10 protein-coding genes and 1 pseudogene are annotated in these 14,469 nt (G+C 53.6%); 7 read left to right on the top strand and 4 right to left on the bottom strand.

All coding sequences use genetic code 11. The features are described from left to right. The first annotated feature begins 40 nt into the window (after positions 1–40). Entirely contained in the window at positions 41–937 is an 897-nt protein-coding gene (rluB, locus tag BMI79_RS02285) for a 23S rRNA pseudouridine(2605) synthase RluB (protein ID WP_076940206.1), read from the top strand. 47 nt (positions 938–984) lie between these two features. Here the strand turns inward: rluB and cobO are convergent, their stop codons facing one another. Together cobO and BMI79_RS02275 are read right to left on the bottom strand one after the other, a co-directional pair. Next, positions 985–1,575 carry a cob(I)yrinic acid a,c-diamide adenosyltransferase gene (cobO, locus tag BMI79_RS02280; RefSeq protein ID WP_076940205.1) on the bottom strand — a complete coding sequence of 197 codons (591 nt, stop codon included), beginning with the start codon at positions 1,573–1,575 and terminating at the stop codon, positions 985–987. Between the two features lie 13 nt (positions 1,576–1,588). Then, positions 1,589–2,350, bottom strand: a complete 762-nt coding sequence (locus BMI79_RS02275) for a YciK family oxidoreductase (RefSeq protein ID WP_076940204.1) — start codon at positions 2,348–2,350, stop codon at positions 1,589–1,591. A gap of 274 nt (positions 2,351–2,624) precedes the next feature. On the opposite strand from BMI79_RS02275, the gene sohB reads away from it, so the two are divergent. Beyond that, positions 2,625–3,671, top strand: a complete 1,047-nt coding sequence (sohB, locus tag BMI79_RS02270; protein ID WP_076940203.1) for a protease SohB — start codon at positions 2,625–2,627, stop codon at positions 3,669–3,671. Between the two features lie 43 nt (positions 3,672–3,714). Here the strand turns inward: sohB and BMI79_RS02265 are convergent, their stop codons facing one another. After that, the gene (locus tag BMI79_RS02265) at positions 3,715–3,972 is read right to left on the bottom strand and encodes a YciN family protein (RefSeq protein ID WP_076940202.1); all 258 of its coding nucleotides are present in this window, start codon (positions 3,970–3,972) and stop codon (positions 3,715–3,717) included. A gap of 428 nt (positions 3,973–4,400) precedes the next feature. On the opposite strand from BMI79_RS02265, the gene topA reads away from it, so the two are divergent. The 3 genes from topA (at position 4,401) to acnA (ending at position 11,171) form a co-directional block, all read left to right on the top strand. After that, entirely contained in the window at positions 4,401–6,998 is a 2,598-nt protein-coding gene (gene topA, locus BMI79_RS02260) for a type I DNA topoisomerase (RefSeq protein WP_076940201.1), read from the top strand. A 347-nt stretch (positions 6,999–7,345) separates the two neighbouring features. Next, positions 7,346–8,320, top strand: a complete 975-nt coding sequence (cysB, locus tag BMI79_RS02255; protein WP_076940200.1) for an HTH-type transcriptional regulator CysB — start codon at positions 7,346–7,348, stop codon at positions 8,318–8,320. A gap of 178 nt (positions 8,321–8,498) precedes the next feature. Then, positions 8,499–11,171: an aconitate hydratase AcnA gene (gene acnA / locus BMI79_RS02250; RefSeq protein ID WP_076940199.1), complete on the top strand. Its 2,673-nt coding sequence runs from the start codon at positions 8,499–8,501 to the stop codon at positions 11,169–11,171. A 43-nt stretch (positions 11,172–11,214) separates the two neighbouring features. On the opposite strand, the gene ribA is transcribed toward acnA, so the two are convergent. Continuing rightward, on the bottom strand, positions 11,215–11,808 hold the full coding sequence (gene ribA / locus BMI79_RS02245) for a GTP cyclohydrolase II (protein WP_076940198.1): 594 nt from the start codon (positions 11,806–11,808) through the stop codon (positions 11,215–11,217). A gap of 1,192 nt (positions 11,809–13,000) precedes the next feature. Between ribA and BMI79_RS02235 the strand changes: the two are divergent. Together BMI79_RS02235 and btuC are read left to right on the top strand one after the other, a co-directional pair. Continuing rightward, positions 13,001–13,222: pseudogene (locus tag BMI79_RS02235) on the top strand (DUF2502 domain-containing protein); the annotation flags it as partial. 187 nt (positions 13,223–13,409) lie between these two features. Continuing rightward, positions 13,410–14,417 (top strand): vitamin B12 ABC transporter permease BtuC, encoded by a 1,008-nt coding sequence (gene btuC / locus BMI79_RS02230; protein WP_076940196.1) that lies wholly within the window; start codon positions 13,410–13,412, stop codon positions 14,415–14,417. The last annotated feature ends 52 nt before the right edge of the window (positions 14,418–14,469 follow it).

Genomic DNA, 14,469 nt, shown 5'->3' with positions numbered 1-14,469 from the left:
TCCCCCCGACGCCTGTGAAGGCGACACTAGAGGTTGCTCAATGAGCGAGAAGTTACAGAAAGTTTTAGCGCGCGCCGGCCATGGCTCGCGTCGTGAAATCGAAACCATGATTGAAGCTGGCCGCGTCAGCGTTGATGGCAAAATTGCCAAGCTGGGCGATCGTGTCGAAGTGAATCCTGCGATGAAAATTCGTATGGATGGTCATGTGGTTTCTATCAAAGAATCCGAAGAAGCGGTGTGCCGCGTATTGGCGTATTACAAGCCGGAAGGCGAGCTTTGCACGCGTAGCGATCCCGAAGGCCGCCCAACGGTGTTTGATCGCCTGCCAAAGCTGCGGGGTTCGCGCTGGGTGGCGGTAGGGCGTTTGGACGTCAACACCTCCGGTCTGCTGCTGTTCACCACCGACGGTGAATTGGCAAACCGCCTGATGCACCCAAGCCGCGAAGTCGAGCGTGAATATGCGGTACGCGTATTCGGCCAGATCGATGACGAGAAAATCAAGCAACTGAGCCGCGGTGTGCAGTTGGAAGACGGCCCGGCGGCTTTTCGTACCATCACTTTTCAGGGCGGCGAAGGCATCAACCAGTGGTACAACGTTACCCTGACCGAAGGGCGCAACCGTGAAGTTCGTCGCCTGTGGGAGGCCGTTGGCGTTCAGGTCAGCCGCCTGATTCGCGTTCGCTATGGTGACATCGATCTGCCTAAAGGGCTGCCACGTGGCGGCTGGACAGAGCTGGATTTAAAGGCGATCAACTACCTGCGTGAACTGGTGGAACTGAAGCCGGAAACCGTCAGCAAGCTGCCGGTTGAGCGTGAGCGCCGCCGTGTGAAAGCCAATCAGATCCGCCGTGCGGTCAAGCGCCACAGCCAGGTTGCAACCGGCAGTCGCCGCGGTGCGCCGGGCAGCAAACCGGGTAAGCCTGCCAAACGTAGTTAAGATCTCCCCGCATAGCCCTGCCTGAACGGCGGGGCTAGCGCGTTCTGTTACCAATCGATCCCTTGCTGTGCTTTGATCCCAGCGTCAAACGCGTGCTTCACCGGCCGCATTTCGGTGACGGTATCCGCCAATTCCAATAAATCACGGTGGCAACCGCGCCCGGTGATAATCACGGTCTGATGCGCTGGGCGCTGATGCACCGCGGTGAGCAACTCTTCCAGTTCCAGATAGCCGTAGCTCACCATATAGGTCAACTCGTCCAACAGCACCAGATCCAGGCTGCTGTCAGCCAGCATGCGCTTGCCATGCTGCCAAACGGCCTGACAGGCAGCAGTATCATTCTCTTTGTCCTGAGTTTCCCAGGTAAAGCCGGTCGCCATGACCTGAAACTCTACGCCGTGCCGTTGCAGCAGGTTTTTCTCACCGTTTGGCCATTGCCCTTTGATAAACTGGATCACGCCAGCTTTCATGCCGTGGCCCACCGCGCGGGTGACGGTGCCGAAAGCTGCCGTGGTTTTGCCTTTGCCGTTGCCGGTAAATACCATTAATAAACCGCGCACGTCTTGAGCGGCGGCAATACGTGCATCCACCTGTTGTTTTAAACGTTGCTGACGCTGTTGGTGACGATCTTCAGCCATCTCAAGGAACTCCTTATTCGGCTGCGCCGGGTTTGCGGTTAGGCTGGGCATCAAAACTGATGCCGGTCTTGCGACGGCTGTCATCCCCCATCAGATACAGGTATAACGGCATAATGTCGGCCGGGGTTTTCAACTTGCTTTTATCTTCATCGGGGAAAGCAGATGCGCGCATTTGCGTGCGAGTTCCCCCCGGATTGATGCAATTTACCCGCAGATTCCGAGTTCTATATTCGTCAGCCAAAACCTGCATCATGCCTTCAGTGGCGAATTTGGAAACCGCGTAAGCGCCCCAATTGGCACGGCCCATGCGGCCAACGCTGGAGCTGGTAAAGATCAGCGAGCCCGAGCTGGATTTCAGCAGCAGTGGCAGCAGTGCCTGAGTGAGCATGAAGGTGGCGTTGACGTTGACCTGCATCACGTCGTGCCACATCGTCAGCGAAAGTTCAGCCATGGGGGCGATATCCCCCAGTAACCCGGCATTGTGCAGCACGCCATCAAGACGCGGTACGCAGGCCTGCAATGCGTTGGCGATCTGCTGGCACTGTTCAGGCGTGGCCTGCAATAAATCGAGCGTCACAATGTGTGCGGGGGCACCACCGCCCGCGGCGATTTCCGCCTGTACCGCCTGCAGTTTGCTTTCTGTGCGCCCCAGCAGGATCAGTTGCGCACCAAATCGTGCGTAGGTCAGCGCCGCCTCGCGGCCAATACCATCACCAGCGCCAGTCACCAGGATAATGCGTTGATCGAGTAGGTCATGTTTCGGTTGGTAATGCACAATAGCTCCTCGCGCAGGGAGTGCCGATAGTGATGAGTGTGTATCATCGGTTTGATGAATAATGCGTGTTATATGCCTGAAATGGATCGCATTTTCAATGATTAGCCCGCAGAATCGGCATTCTTTTGTAACAAAAACGGCTTGCTTGTCTCGGAGAGAAAACCATAGTGAAGTGGTCACATAAGGAATTTTCATTTGGCCGCGACAGCCGTAGCAGCAATTGGTTAAAATAAATCAAGATCATACTAACAACCTGTAAATAAAGGCGGAATCTGTGGAGTTTATATCTATTTACGGCCTTTTTCTGGCCAAAGTTGCCACGGTGGTGATTGCCATTGCTGCATTGGTATTACTGGCGGTCAGCCTGGGGCAGCGTAAAAATCAGCACAAAGGGGAATTACAGCTGACCGATCTGGGTGAGCAGTATCGTGAGATGCAGCGCGAGATGCGCCTGGCACGCATGGGGGCGGCGGAACAGAAAGCCTGGAGCAAGCAGTTTAAGAAACAAACCAAAGCCGATGAAAAACTGAAAAAACAGCGTGCCAAGTCTGGTGCGGTGGAGGCCAGTAAACCTTGCCTGTATGTGCTGGATTTCAAAGGCAGCATGGATGCTCACGAGGTGACTTCACTGCGTGAAGAGATCTCAGCGGTATTGGCGGTTGCAACGGCGCAGGATGAAGTGCTGCTGCGCCTGGAAAGCCCCGGCGGCGTGGTGCACGGTTATGGCCTGGCCGCGTCGCAGTTGGAGCGCCTGCGCAAAGGTGGCATCCGTCTGACGGTCGCCGTGGATAAAGTGGCTGCCAGCGGCGGTTACATGATGGCCTGCGTGGCCGATCGCATCGTGGCAGCCCCTTTCGCCATTATCGGTTCAATCGGCGTGGTGGCGCAGATCCCCAACTTTCATCGCTTGTTACAGAAGAATGAAATAGATGTTGAGCTGCATACCGCCGGCGAGTTTAAGCGCACTCTGACGTTGTTTGGTGAAAATACCGAACAAGGCCGTGAAAAATTCCGCGAAGAACTGAATGAGACCCACCAACTGTTCAAGCAGTTTGTCCAGCAACAACGGCCTTCATTGGACATCGACAGCGTCGCGACCGGTGAACATTGGTTCGGCATCCAGTCGAAAGAAAAAGGGCTGATTGATGCGATAGGCACCAGCGACGATCTGCTGATTGCCGAGATGGAAAATCATGAGGTAATTGGTGTGCGCTATACCCGCCGCAAACGTTTGATCGATCGTTTTACCGGCAGTGCGGCAGAGAGTATTGATCGCTTGCTGCTGCGCTGGTGGCAGCGCGGTGAGAAACCGTTGCTCTGAATTGCGCAAGAAACAACCTTACGGGGGCTTCGGCCCCCGTTTTTCATGCTTCATCGGCCAGGTGATATTTCTCGGAAAGCACATGGGCTAAATGTTTAAACATATTAAACACTGCGGTGGTTTTTGCGGTTGGCAGGCCATCGGGATCTAAAAAGAATTCGCCGCGGAAAACCAGAACGTTGTTTTTTTGCTCAACATCGGTAGCGATCATGCCGTGCAGATAATCTTCGTGCTGGCGGATGATGTTATTTGCCTCTGCCAGCAGCGCTTCCCGTGCAATAGGCTGAGTCGTCGTGCGCATTTTATTACACTCCAGATAAAAAATTCTGCCGCTATTCTAACGCTGGTTCGCGTTTATCCGCAAACCGACTAAGGTTTACTTGCCATCTGGCGGGTGTCAATGGCAGGCAGTCATTAGCGAAATATCGCTTTCCGTGCTAATTAGGTTGCGTGTCGTCTTTTATCAGGTACAGTGTGGGATTTTGTAGCTTCTGGTGGAAGGATTTGTTTACGCTTCGCGAGGCCCCGTGGGGGCGAACTTCTGGGCGCGGGCGATAAGCAGACATCGATCGGGAACCTGTGGTTAGGTTGAGCAATTTGGCAACCATGAGAAAAAACAGGTTGATCTCTTGCCAGAGTGCCGCAATATAAAAAAGAGATACGAATTGCCGCGGTACGGCGAGATAAATGGCTTCTTTTTAGAAGAAATAAAATTAGGTAAAGGTAAATATGGGCAAAGCTCTCGTAATAGTTGAGTCCCCGGCAAAAGCCAAAACTATTAATAAATATTTGGGAAGTGACTACGTGGTGAAGTCCAGCGTCGGTCATATCCGTGATTTGCCGACCAGTGGCTCAGCCAGTAAAAAGAGCGCTGAATCAACCGAAGACAAAGCCAAGAAGAAAGTTAAGAAGGATGAAAAGACGGCGCTGGTCAACCGTATGGGCGTCGATCCTTATCATGGCTGGAAGGCGCATTACGAAATTCTGCCGGGTAAAGAAAAAGTGGTTGCCGAGCTAAAATCGTTAGCCGAAAACGCCGACCACATTTATCTCGCAACCGACCTTGACCGCGAAGGGGAGGCCATCGCTTGGCACCTGCGGGAAGTGATCGGTGGGGATGACAAACGCTTCAGCCGCGTGGTGTTTAACGAAATCACCAAAAACGCCATCCAACAGGCGTTTAAAGCCCCGGGTGAACTGAATATTGACCGTGTTAACGCCCAGCAGGCGCGTCGCTTTATGGACCGCGTGGTGGGTTATATGGTTTCACCTCTGCTGTGGAAGAAAATTGCGCGTGGCCTGTCCGCAGGGCGAGTGCAATCGGTAGCGGTACGTCTGGTGGTGGAGCGCGAGCGCGAGATCAAAGCGTTCGTACCGGAAGAATACTGGGAATTGCACGCCGATCTGCTGGCCAAGAATGAAACCGCGCTGCAGATGGAAGTCACTCATGTTCACGACAAGCCCTTCAAGCCGGTTAACCGTGAGCAAACCCATGCGGCAGTCAAGCTGCTGGAAAAAGCCCGTTATACGGTGCTGGATCGCGAAGACAAACCGACCAGCAGCAAGCCAGGGGCGCCTTTCATTACCTCTACGCTGCAGCAGGCTGCCAGCACCCGCCTGAGTTTTGGCGTGAAGAAAACCATGATGATGGCGCAACGCCTGTATGAAGCGGGCCACATCACCTATATGCGTACCGACTCCACCAACCTGAGCCAGGATGCGCTCAACATGGTGCGCGGTTACATTGGCGACAACTTCGGTGATAAATATTTGCCGAAAGCGGCGAACCAGTACAGCAGCAAAGAAAACTCGCAGGAAGCGCACGAAGCGATTCGTCCTTCCGATGTTAGCGTCTTGGCTGAGCAGCTAAAAGACATGGAAGCGGATGCGCAGAAACTGTATCAGCTGATTTGGCGCCAGTTTGTCGCCTGTCAGATGACGCCAGCGCAGTACGATTCCACCACCTTGACGGTGAAGGCCGGTGACTTCCAACTGCGTGCCAAAGGCCGTACGCTGCGTTTTGACGGCTGGACCAAGGTCATGCCGGCACTGCGCAAGGGTGATGAAGATCGTACCTTGCCGTTTGTTGAGATCGGCTCTGACTTGGATCTGCAAAAACTGATCCCAAGCCAGCACTTTACCAAGCCACCGGCGCGTTACAGTGAAGCGTCGCTGGTGAAAGAGCTGGAAAAACGTGGCATTGGCCGCCCATCCACCTATGCGTCGATCATCTCGACCATTCAGGATCGTGGCTATGTGCGGGTTGAAAGCCGTCGATTCTATGCGGAAAAAATGGGTGAAATCGTTACCGATCGCCTGGAAGAGAACTTCCGTGAACTGATGAACTACGATTTCACCGCGCGGATGGAAGATGGCCTGGATCAGGTCGCCAACAACCAGGCTGAATGGAAAGCGGTGCTTGATGGGTTCTTCGCTGAGTTCAGTGAACAGTTGGAAACGGCAGAAAAAGATCCGGAAGAAGGCGGTATGCGCCCGAACCAGATGGTGATGACCAGCATTGACTGCCCGACCTGTAGCCGCAAAATGGGGATCCGCACCGCCAGTACCGGCGTTTTCCTCGGCTGCTCCGGCTATGCGTTAACGCCAAAAGAGCGCTGCAAGACCACCATCAACCTGGTGCCGGAAGCGGAAGTGCTGAACATCCTCGAAGGGGATGATGCGGAAACCAACGCCCTGCGCGCCCGTCGCCGCTGCCAGAAATGCGGCACTGCGATGGACAGTTACCTGATCGATAACCAGCGCAAATTGCATGTCTGCGGTAATAACCCGGCCTGTGATGGTTATGAGATCGAAGAAGGCGAATTCCGCCTGAAAGGCTATGATGGCCCGATCGTAGAATGTGAAAAATGCGGTTCTGAAATGCACCTGAAAATGGGGCGTTTCGGTAAATATATGGGTTGCACCAACGAAACCTGTAAGAACACGCGTAAAATTCTGCGTAACGGCGATGTGGCACCACCGAAGGAAGATCCGGTTCCGCTGCCAGAGCTGCCGTGTGAGAAATCAGACGCCTACTTTGTCTTGCGTGATGGCGCAGCGGGCGTATTCCTGGCGGCCAACACCTTCCCGAAATCGCGTGAAACTCGTGCGCCACTGGTGGAAGAGCTGCGGCGCTTCAAGGATCGCCTGCCGGAAAAACTGCGTTATCTGGCAGATGCGCCGCTGGCTGACGCCGAAGGTAACAAGGCCATGGTGCGTTTCAGCCGGAAAACCAAGCAGCAATATGTCTCCTCAGAAAAAGACGGCAAGGCCACTGGCTGGTCTGCCTTCTATGTTGATGGCAAATGGGTTGAAGGTAAGAAATAAACCGGTCATGGTCGCTTTATCAGAAACCAGCCCAACGTGGCTGGTTTTTTCTTGGCTCAAGCAGGCTGGCAGGGCTTTCTTTACTGCTTTTTGCTCACTTGAAGAGCCGTTATTCACGCGAAATAATCGTTATTTCGCGGTGGCTCGGATCTATACTTGATACAGCAACATGATATAGTGGTTATATAAAAAGTTTTTTTATGATTAAAGCTTATTAATAACGGCGCTTTCTTCAGCATTTGGGCGAAATCACTGTGTTTAGGGCTTTGGCTATTGCCCCACCGGAACGACACCGAGATACCTGGCTGCGGCCTGCCGCAGTGTTTAACCTAGGACGGTATTAAGATATGAAATTGCAGCAACTGCGTTACATCGTAGAAGTGGTGAATCATAACCTGAACGTCTCTTCTACGGCAGAAGGCCTTTATACCTCTCAACCGGGTATCAGTAAGCAGGTGAGAATGCTGGAAGATGAGCTTGGCATTCAGATTTTCGCCCGCAGTGGCAAGCATCTCACTCAGGTGACGCCCGCCGGTTTGGAAATCATTCGTATTGCTCGTGAGGTGTTGTCGAAAGTCGATGCCATTAAGGCCGTTGCCGGTGAACATACCTATCCCGATAAAGGCTCGCTGTACGTTGCTACAACGCATACCCAGGCGCGCTATGCGTTGCCCAACGTGATTAAGGGCTTTATCGATCGCTATCCGCGCGTGTCGTTGCATATGCACCAGGGGTCGCCGACGCAGATCGCCGAAGCAGTCTCCAAGGGGTCAGCCGATTTTGCCATTGCCACCGAAGCGTTGCATCTGTATGACGATTTGATCATGTTGCCGTGTTACCACTGGAATCGTGCCGTGGTTGTGAAGCCCGATCATCCTTTGGCAGGAAAGAGCCACATCACCATTGAAGAACTGGCTGCTTACCCGATTGTTACCTATACCTTTGGTTTTACCGGCCGCTCTGAGCTGGACACGGCGTTCAACCGTGCCGGGCTGACGCCGCGCATCGTGTTTACCGCTACCGATGCAGATGTGATAAAAACCTATGTGCGCTTGGGATTAGGGGTAGGGGTGATTGCCAGCATGGCGGTGGATCCGGCACATGATCCCGATCTGGTCACTGTGAATGCGAGCGATATCTTTACCTATAGCACCACCAAGATTGGCTTCCGCCGCAGCACCTTCCTGCGCAGCTATATGTACGACTTTATCCAGCGTTTCGCACCGCACCTGACCCGCGACGTGGTGGACACCGCCGTGGCGCTGCGCTCAAATGAAGATATCGAAGCCATGTTCAACGATATCAAACTGCCGGTGAAGTAATGTTTCCAACGGGCTGGTGTTTTACCAGCCCGCTCTCCTGCCATTCCCACCAGCCCGCCGTGCTCTCTGCCATTCTGTGCAAATCGTGTTGTTATAAAAATGTTAAAACTCAGTCTGTGTTATCTTTAAACAGACCTCAGTCATTACCCTGTTTTGACATAATAAAAATGGAGGAGCTATGTCACCCAATATTCGTGAAACAAGTATGGATAAGTTGGTGGTGCTGAATAGTGAGTATCGCTACTACAGCTTGCCACTGGCGGCCAGACAGTTAGGGGATATCGACCGGCTGCCGAAATCAATGAAGGTGTTGCTGGAAAACCTGCTGCGCCATGTGGATGGCGATACGGTGCAGGAGGAGGATCTGCAGGCGATCGTCGGTTGGCTGCAAAACGGCCATGCCGAGCGTGAAATTGCCTATCGTCCGGCACGGGTGCTGATGCAAGACTTTACCGGCGTGCCGGCGGTGGTGGATTTAGCGGCGATGCGTGAAGCGGTACAGCGTTTGGGGGGTAACGTCGAGCAGGTAAACCCGTTGTCACCGGTAGATCTGGTGATTGACCACTCGGTCACCGTTGATGAGTTTGGCGATGACGGAGCCTTTGCCGAGAACGTGCGCATCGAAATGGAGCGCAACCACGAGCGCTATACCTTCCTGCGTTGGGGGCAAAAAGCCTTTAACCGTTTCCGCGTGGTGCCGCCGGGCACCGGTATCTGTCACCAGGTTAACCTGGAATATCTGGGGCAAACCGTCTGGCATACTGAAGAGAACGGCCAGCGTATTGCGTTCCCGGATACCTTGGTCGGCACCGACTCTCACACCACCATGATTAACGGTTTAGGCATTCTAGGCTGGGGCGTCGGGGGCATCGAAGCGGAAGCCGCTATGCTGGGCCAGCCGGTGTCGATGCTGATCCCTGACGTGGTGGGGTTCAAGCTTACCGGTAAACTGAGAGAAGGGATCACGGCCACCGACCTGGTGTTGACCGTCACCCAAATGCTGCGCAAGCATGGGGTGGTGGGTAAGTTTGTGGAATTTTACGGCGATGGGCTGGCGGATTTGCCGCTGGCAGATCGTGCGACCATCGCCAATATGTCACCGGAATTCGGCGCGACCTGCGGTTTCTTCCCGGTGGATGATGTCACCCTGGGTTACCTGAAGCTGAGTGGCCGCGGCGCCGAGCAGATCGCACTGGTCGAAGCTTATGCCAAAGCGCAGGGCATGTGGCGTAACCCTGGCGACGAACCGGTCTTTACCAGCACTCTGGCCTTGGACATGTCGACGGTTGAAGCCAGCCTGGCTGGGCCGAAGCGCCCGCAGGATCGCGTTGCCTTGCCGCAGGTACCACAAGCGTTCAATGCGGCAACCGAGCTGGAGCTAGGTAGCCAGAAAGATAAACAGATGGCCAAGAGCTTCACGCTGAATGGCGAGCAGCATGAGCTGCAGAGCGGCGCGGTGGTGATTGCAGCGATCACCTCTTGCACTAATACGTCTAACCCAAGCGTGATGATGGCCGCTGGCCTGCTGGCGAAAAAAGCGGTAGAGAAGGGGCTGAAGACGAAGCCCTGGGTGAAAACCTCGCTGGCTCCCGGTTCCAAGGTGGTCACCGAATATTTCAACAGCGCCAAGTTGACGCCGTATCTGGAGGCCTTGGGCTTTAACCTGGTGGGTTATGGTTGCACTACCTGCATCGGTAACTCTGGGCCGTTGCCTGAGCCGATTGAGCAGGCGATCAAGGCGGCCGATCTGACCGTTGGAGCGGTGCTGTCTGGCAACCGCAACTTCGAGGGGCGCATCCATCCGCTGGTGAAGACCAACTGGCTGGCCTCACCGCCGCTGGTGGTGGCCTATGCGTTGGCGGGTAACATGAAGGTGGATCTCACCCGGGATCCGTTGGGCGAAGGGCATGATGGCAAGCCGGTCTACCTGAAAGATATCTGGCCAACCGGTAAAGAAATTGCGCAGGCGGTGGAAGAGGTTCGTACAGCGATGTTCCATAAAGAATATAGCGCGGTGTTTGACGGTGATGCGGAGTGGCAGTCGATCCAGGTTACCGGTTCGGCAACCTACCAGTGGCAGGCAGATTCCACCTATATTCGCCATCCGCCGTTTTTCAGCAGCATGAAAGCGCTGCCGGATCCGGTGCAGGACATCAAAAATGCCCGAATTCTGGCGATGCTCGCCGATTCAGTGACCACCGATCATATTTCGCCAGCGGGTAACATCAAGCGCGACAGCCCGGCAGGGCGTTACCTGAGTGAGCGCGACGTTGAGGTGAATGACTTCAACTCTTACGGCTCGCGCCGTGGTAACCATGAAGTGATGATGCGGGGGACCTTTGCCAATATCCGTATCCGCAACGAAATGGTGCCGGGTGTGGAAGGGGGGTATACCCGCCATCTGCCGTCGCAAAACCAGATGTCGATCTATGATGCCGCGATGCGCTATCAGCAAGAACGGGTGCCGCTGGCGGTCATTGCCGGTAAAGAATACGGTTCCGGTTCCAGCCGTGACTGGGCGGCGAAAGGCCCGCGCCTGCTCGGCGTGCGTGTGGTGATCGCCGAATCCTTCGAGCGTATCCACCGTTCCAACCTGATTGGCATGGGTATTCTGCCGCTGGAATTCCCACAAGGCGTAACGCGCAAAACGCTGGGGCTGACCGGGGAAGAACAGATCGACGTGAGTGGTTTGCAAGCCTTAACGCCGGGTCAGCGGGTGCCGGTCTGTATCACCTACGCCGATGGCCGACAGGAGGTAGTGAATACCCGTTGCCGTATTGATACTGGCAATGAACTGACCTACTACCAGCACGACGGCATTCTGCACTATGTCATCCGTAAAATGCTGTAAAACAATCAGGGCGCCGTTCTGGCGCCCTGTTGATAACCGCTAATTATTTTTGGTCCAGCAAATGCCCCATTTTGGCGGCTTTGGTGGCGAGGTAGCGCTCGTTCTTAGGGTTACGTCCAACAATCAGCGGCACTCGCTCGGTGATGTTGATGCCGGCCTCGGTCAGAATCTCAACTTTTTTCGGATTGTTGGTCAGCAAACGCACGGCATCCACGCCCAACAGTTTGAACATATCAGCACACAGGGTGAAATCACGCTCGTCTGCGGCGAAGCCGAGCTGGTGGTTGGCTTCTACCGTATCCGCCCCTTTATCCTGCAAAGCGTAGGCGCGAATCTTGTTCAGCAGGCCGATGTTACGGCCTTCCTGACGATGATACAGCAGAATACCGCGGCCTTCTTCCGCGATACGCTCCAGTGCGGCCTCCAATTGAAAACCACAGTCACAGCGCAGGCTGAACAAGGCGTCGCCGGTTAAACATTCGGAATGCACGCGTGCGAGTACCGGCGTTTCGCCAGAGATATCACCGAACACCAGTGCCAGATGATCGTGCCCGGTTGCCAGTTCTTCAAATCCCACCATCAGGAAATCACCCCATGGCGTTGGCAGTTTGGCTTCTGCCACCCGTTTAAGCTGCATGTTACTCTCCACTGACGAGATCCCCTTGTTTGTGCAGGGGATCTTTTATTAAAACTGTATGACCCAGGCTTTGTTGTAGGGTGATGATATTACCCTTATTCGGCATAAAATGCGTTGCGAATGTGCGTTACAGCTCAGGTAAACCTTGTTTACCAGGAAAGCCAGGTGCCGTTGGTTTCAGTGTAGCGCCTATGCGCTGGCAGTTGGGGAGACTTGGTAATGATTTCTGCGCACTTGGCGAGTGGGGGCGTGCGGTTGAGTGGGTTTACGAACCGTACCGTTATTCATTGAAGTAAATCAGTTGTTATATCAATAATTATTTATAGATGAACGGTTTTGCGGTAATAATAGAGCTCGCCCTGAAGTTAAATAAAAATATTCAGGGCGAGGTAATTAAGTGAGTTAATTCCCTGGTGTCGGCATAGTATCAAATGATTTAAATTTATGAGTACGTTATATTCATAATTCCAAGAGTGTGTTGAGGATTAAGCCATTTGATATTTGAAGTCTTTCCACTGAGGAATTTGACATTCGCTGAATTGATCGGCGCTGTAGTATGTACCACTTTACCTTTATCGTTATAACAACTGATATTGACAGTACTCTGCGAGTGGTTAACTGTGCAACCGCCAGCAACAATCGCCCCTCTGAAGTTGATGACGCCGCTTGAGGCGCTGTTCGCGAGTGGGATGTTGATGAGTAAAAGGAGACTCATTGAAGCTGAAATGCAGGCGAGCTTGTAAGCGTTCATGGTACACCTCTTTAAGCAAGGAGTGCACATCCATGTAACATAAATACGAGCAGTCATTAATAATCTAGTCAGCCTTTTTTCGAATAGCAATAGCAACAATGAAAATTAAAATATTTAGGTGATAGAAGAGTGTGAGAATTAATTTCAAGCTTATTGGATGGATATCGCATTAATAGTCACCTTGGTTACTATAAGGCTGGTGGAATGAGCTTCAATCTGGAGCTACATTGAACTTTGCATTGCCAACCGGTCACGAGTATAAACGGAGTGATGTTATATCTGCTAATGAAATGGATTGCGTTATTATATTAAGGGTTGCAGAAATAACGTGGGGCGTGTGGACATATTGAATCCCACATCGCTGAAGTGGGTGGCAATAATCATGAGGAGAAATATCAAAGAAAATAACCTTGCCAGCGTCGAAATAAAGAGAGGTTATCAATGAAAAAGCGCCTGTTGCTGGTGTGTTTACCCCTGCTGCTACCGATAGCTGCTTTGGCAAATGTCTCTATCGCTGTCAATGTGTCCGGCGTTTCAGTGCATCTGGGAGAGCAGGAAAGACGAGGCTGCTACTGGGATGGCTATGATTGGCGTCCGCCACAGTGGTGGCATGCGCATCAGGGGCACGGTGTAGGGGAACCCAATGACAACGGTCTGTATTGGGGGCGAACCGTACAATCAACGTGGCAATAACGCTAGCCCCCATAGTCGGCCTTATTCGCAAAACGACTATGATCCGCGCCATTAGCCGCTGTTTTCCTTGCTATCTGTAATACAATCCTTTCCCTCACGGCGCTAACCCCCTAATATTTGCGGCAAGATACTCATCATCAGGCCACGCTGACGACCTATGCCAACCAGCCAGACGTTTACTTCATTGCAGCAAAATCAACACCGACGGGATAAATGCCATTTGTCATTACTGACGTTGGGCGTGGTGGTGGCCTTTATCTTCAGCTTGAGCGCCGGGGACGTCTGGATCTGGCCTACGCAGTGGCTGAGTGAGTCTGCTCGGTTGTTTGTCTGGCAGTTGCGCCTGCCGCGGGCGTTAGCGGTGATGTTAGTCGGAGCCAGCCTGGCGGTTGCCGGGGCGGCAATGCAGGCGCTGTTTGAAAATCCGTTGGCGGAGCCAGGATTGCTTGGTGTGGCGAACGGGGCCGGAGTGGCTCTGGTGCTGGCCGTGCTGTTTGGCAACGGTTTATTACCGGTTGCCCTGATGAGCCTGAGTGCCATCCTCGGTGCGCTGGTGATGACCTTCCTGTTATTGAGTTTTGCCCGCCGTCGCCGTTTGAGCAATGCACGCCTGTTATTAGTGGGAGTGGCTTTGGGGATTGTCTGCAGCGCCATCATGACCTGGGCCGTCTATTTCAGTTCCAGTCTCGATCTGCGGCAACTGATGTATTGGATGATGGGGGGATTTGGCGGGGTGGATTGGCGACAGAAGTGGTTGTTACTGCTCGTTTTGCCTGTGCTGCTGTGGCTGTGCGCTCAGGGCAAGGTGCTTAACCTGATGACTCTGGGCGAAGTTCAGGCCCACCAACTTGGGCTTTCTCTCTATCTGTGGCGCTACCTGCTGGTGCTGGCGATTGGCTGGCTGGTGGGCACCAGCGTGGCACTGGCTGGGGTGATCGGCTTTGTCGGGTTGGTTATTCCTCATATGCTGCGGCTCAGTGGCTTAACCAATCAGCGCTTTCTATTGCCTGGTTGTGCGCTGGCGGGGGCCGGTGTTTTGCTGATTGCTGACGTGCTGGCACGCATCACACTGCTCGCTGCGGAATTGCCTATCGGTGTGGTGACGGCCACGCTGGGGGCACCGCTATTTATCTGGTTACTGGCTCGCTCAAAAAGCGTAAGGTAAATCCGTGGCCGGTGTGAACCACAGGCACTTTCTCTGCTTCACCTGCAAATAA

This window comes from Serratia oryzae (assembly GCF_001976145.1).
GTDB classification, from domain to species: Bacteria; Pseudomonadota; Gammaproteobacteria; order Enterobacterales; family Enterobacteriaceae; genus Chania; species Chania oryzae.
The sequence above is the reverse complement of the archived record's forward strand: the minus strand, read 5'-3'. Positions and strand labels throughout refer to the sequence as shown.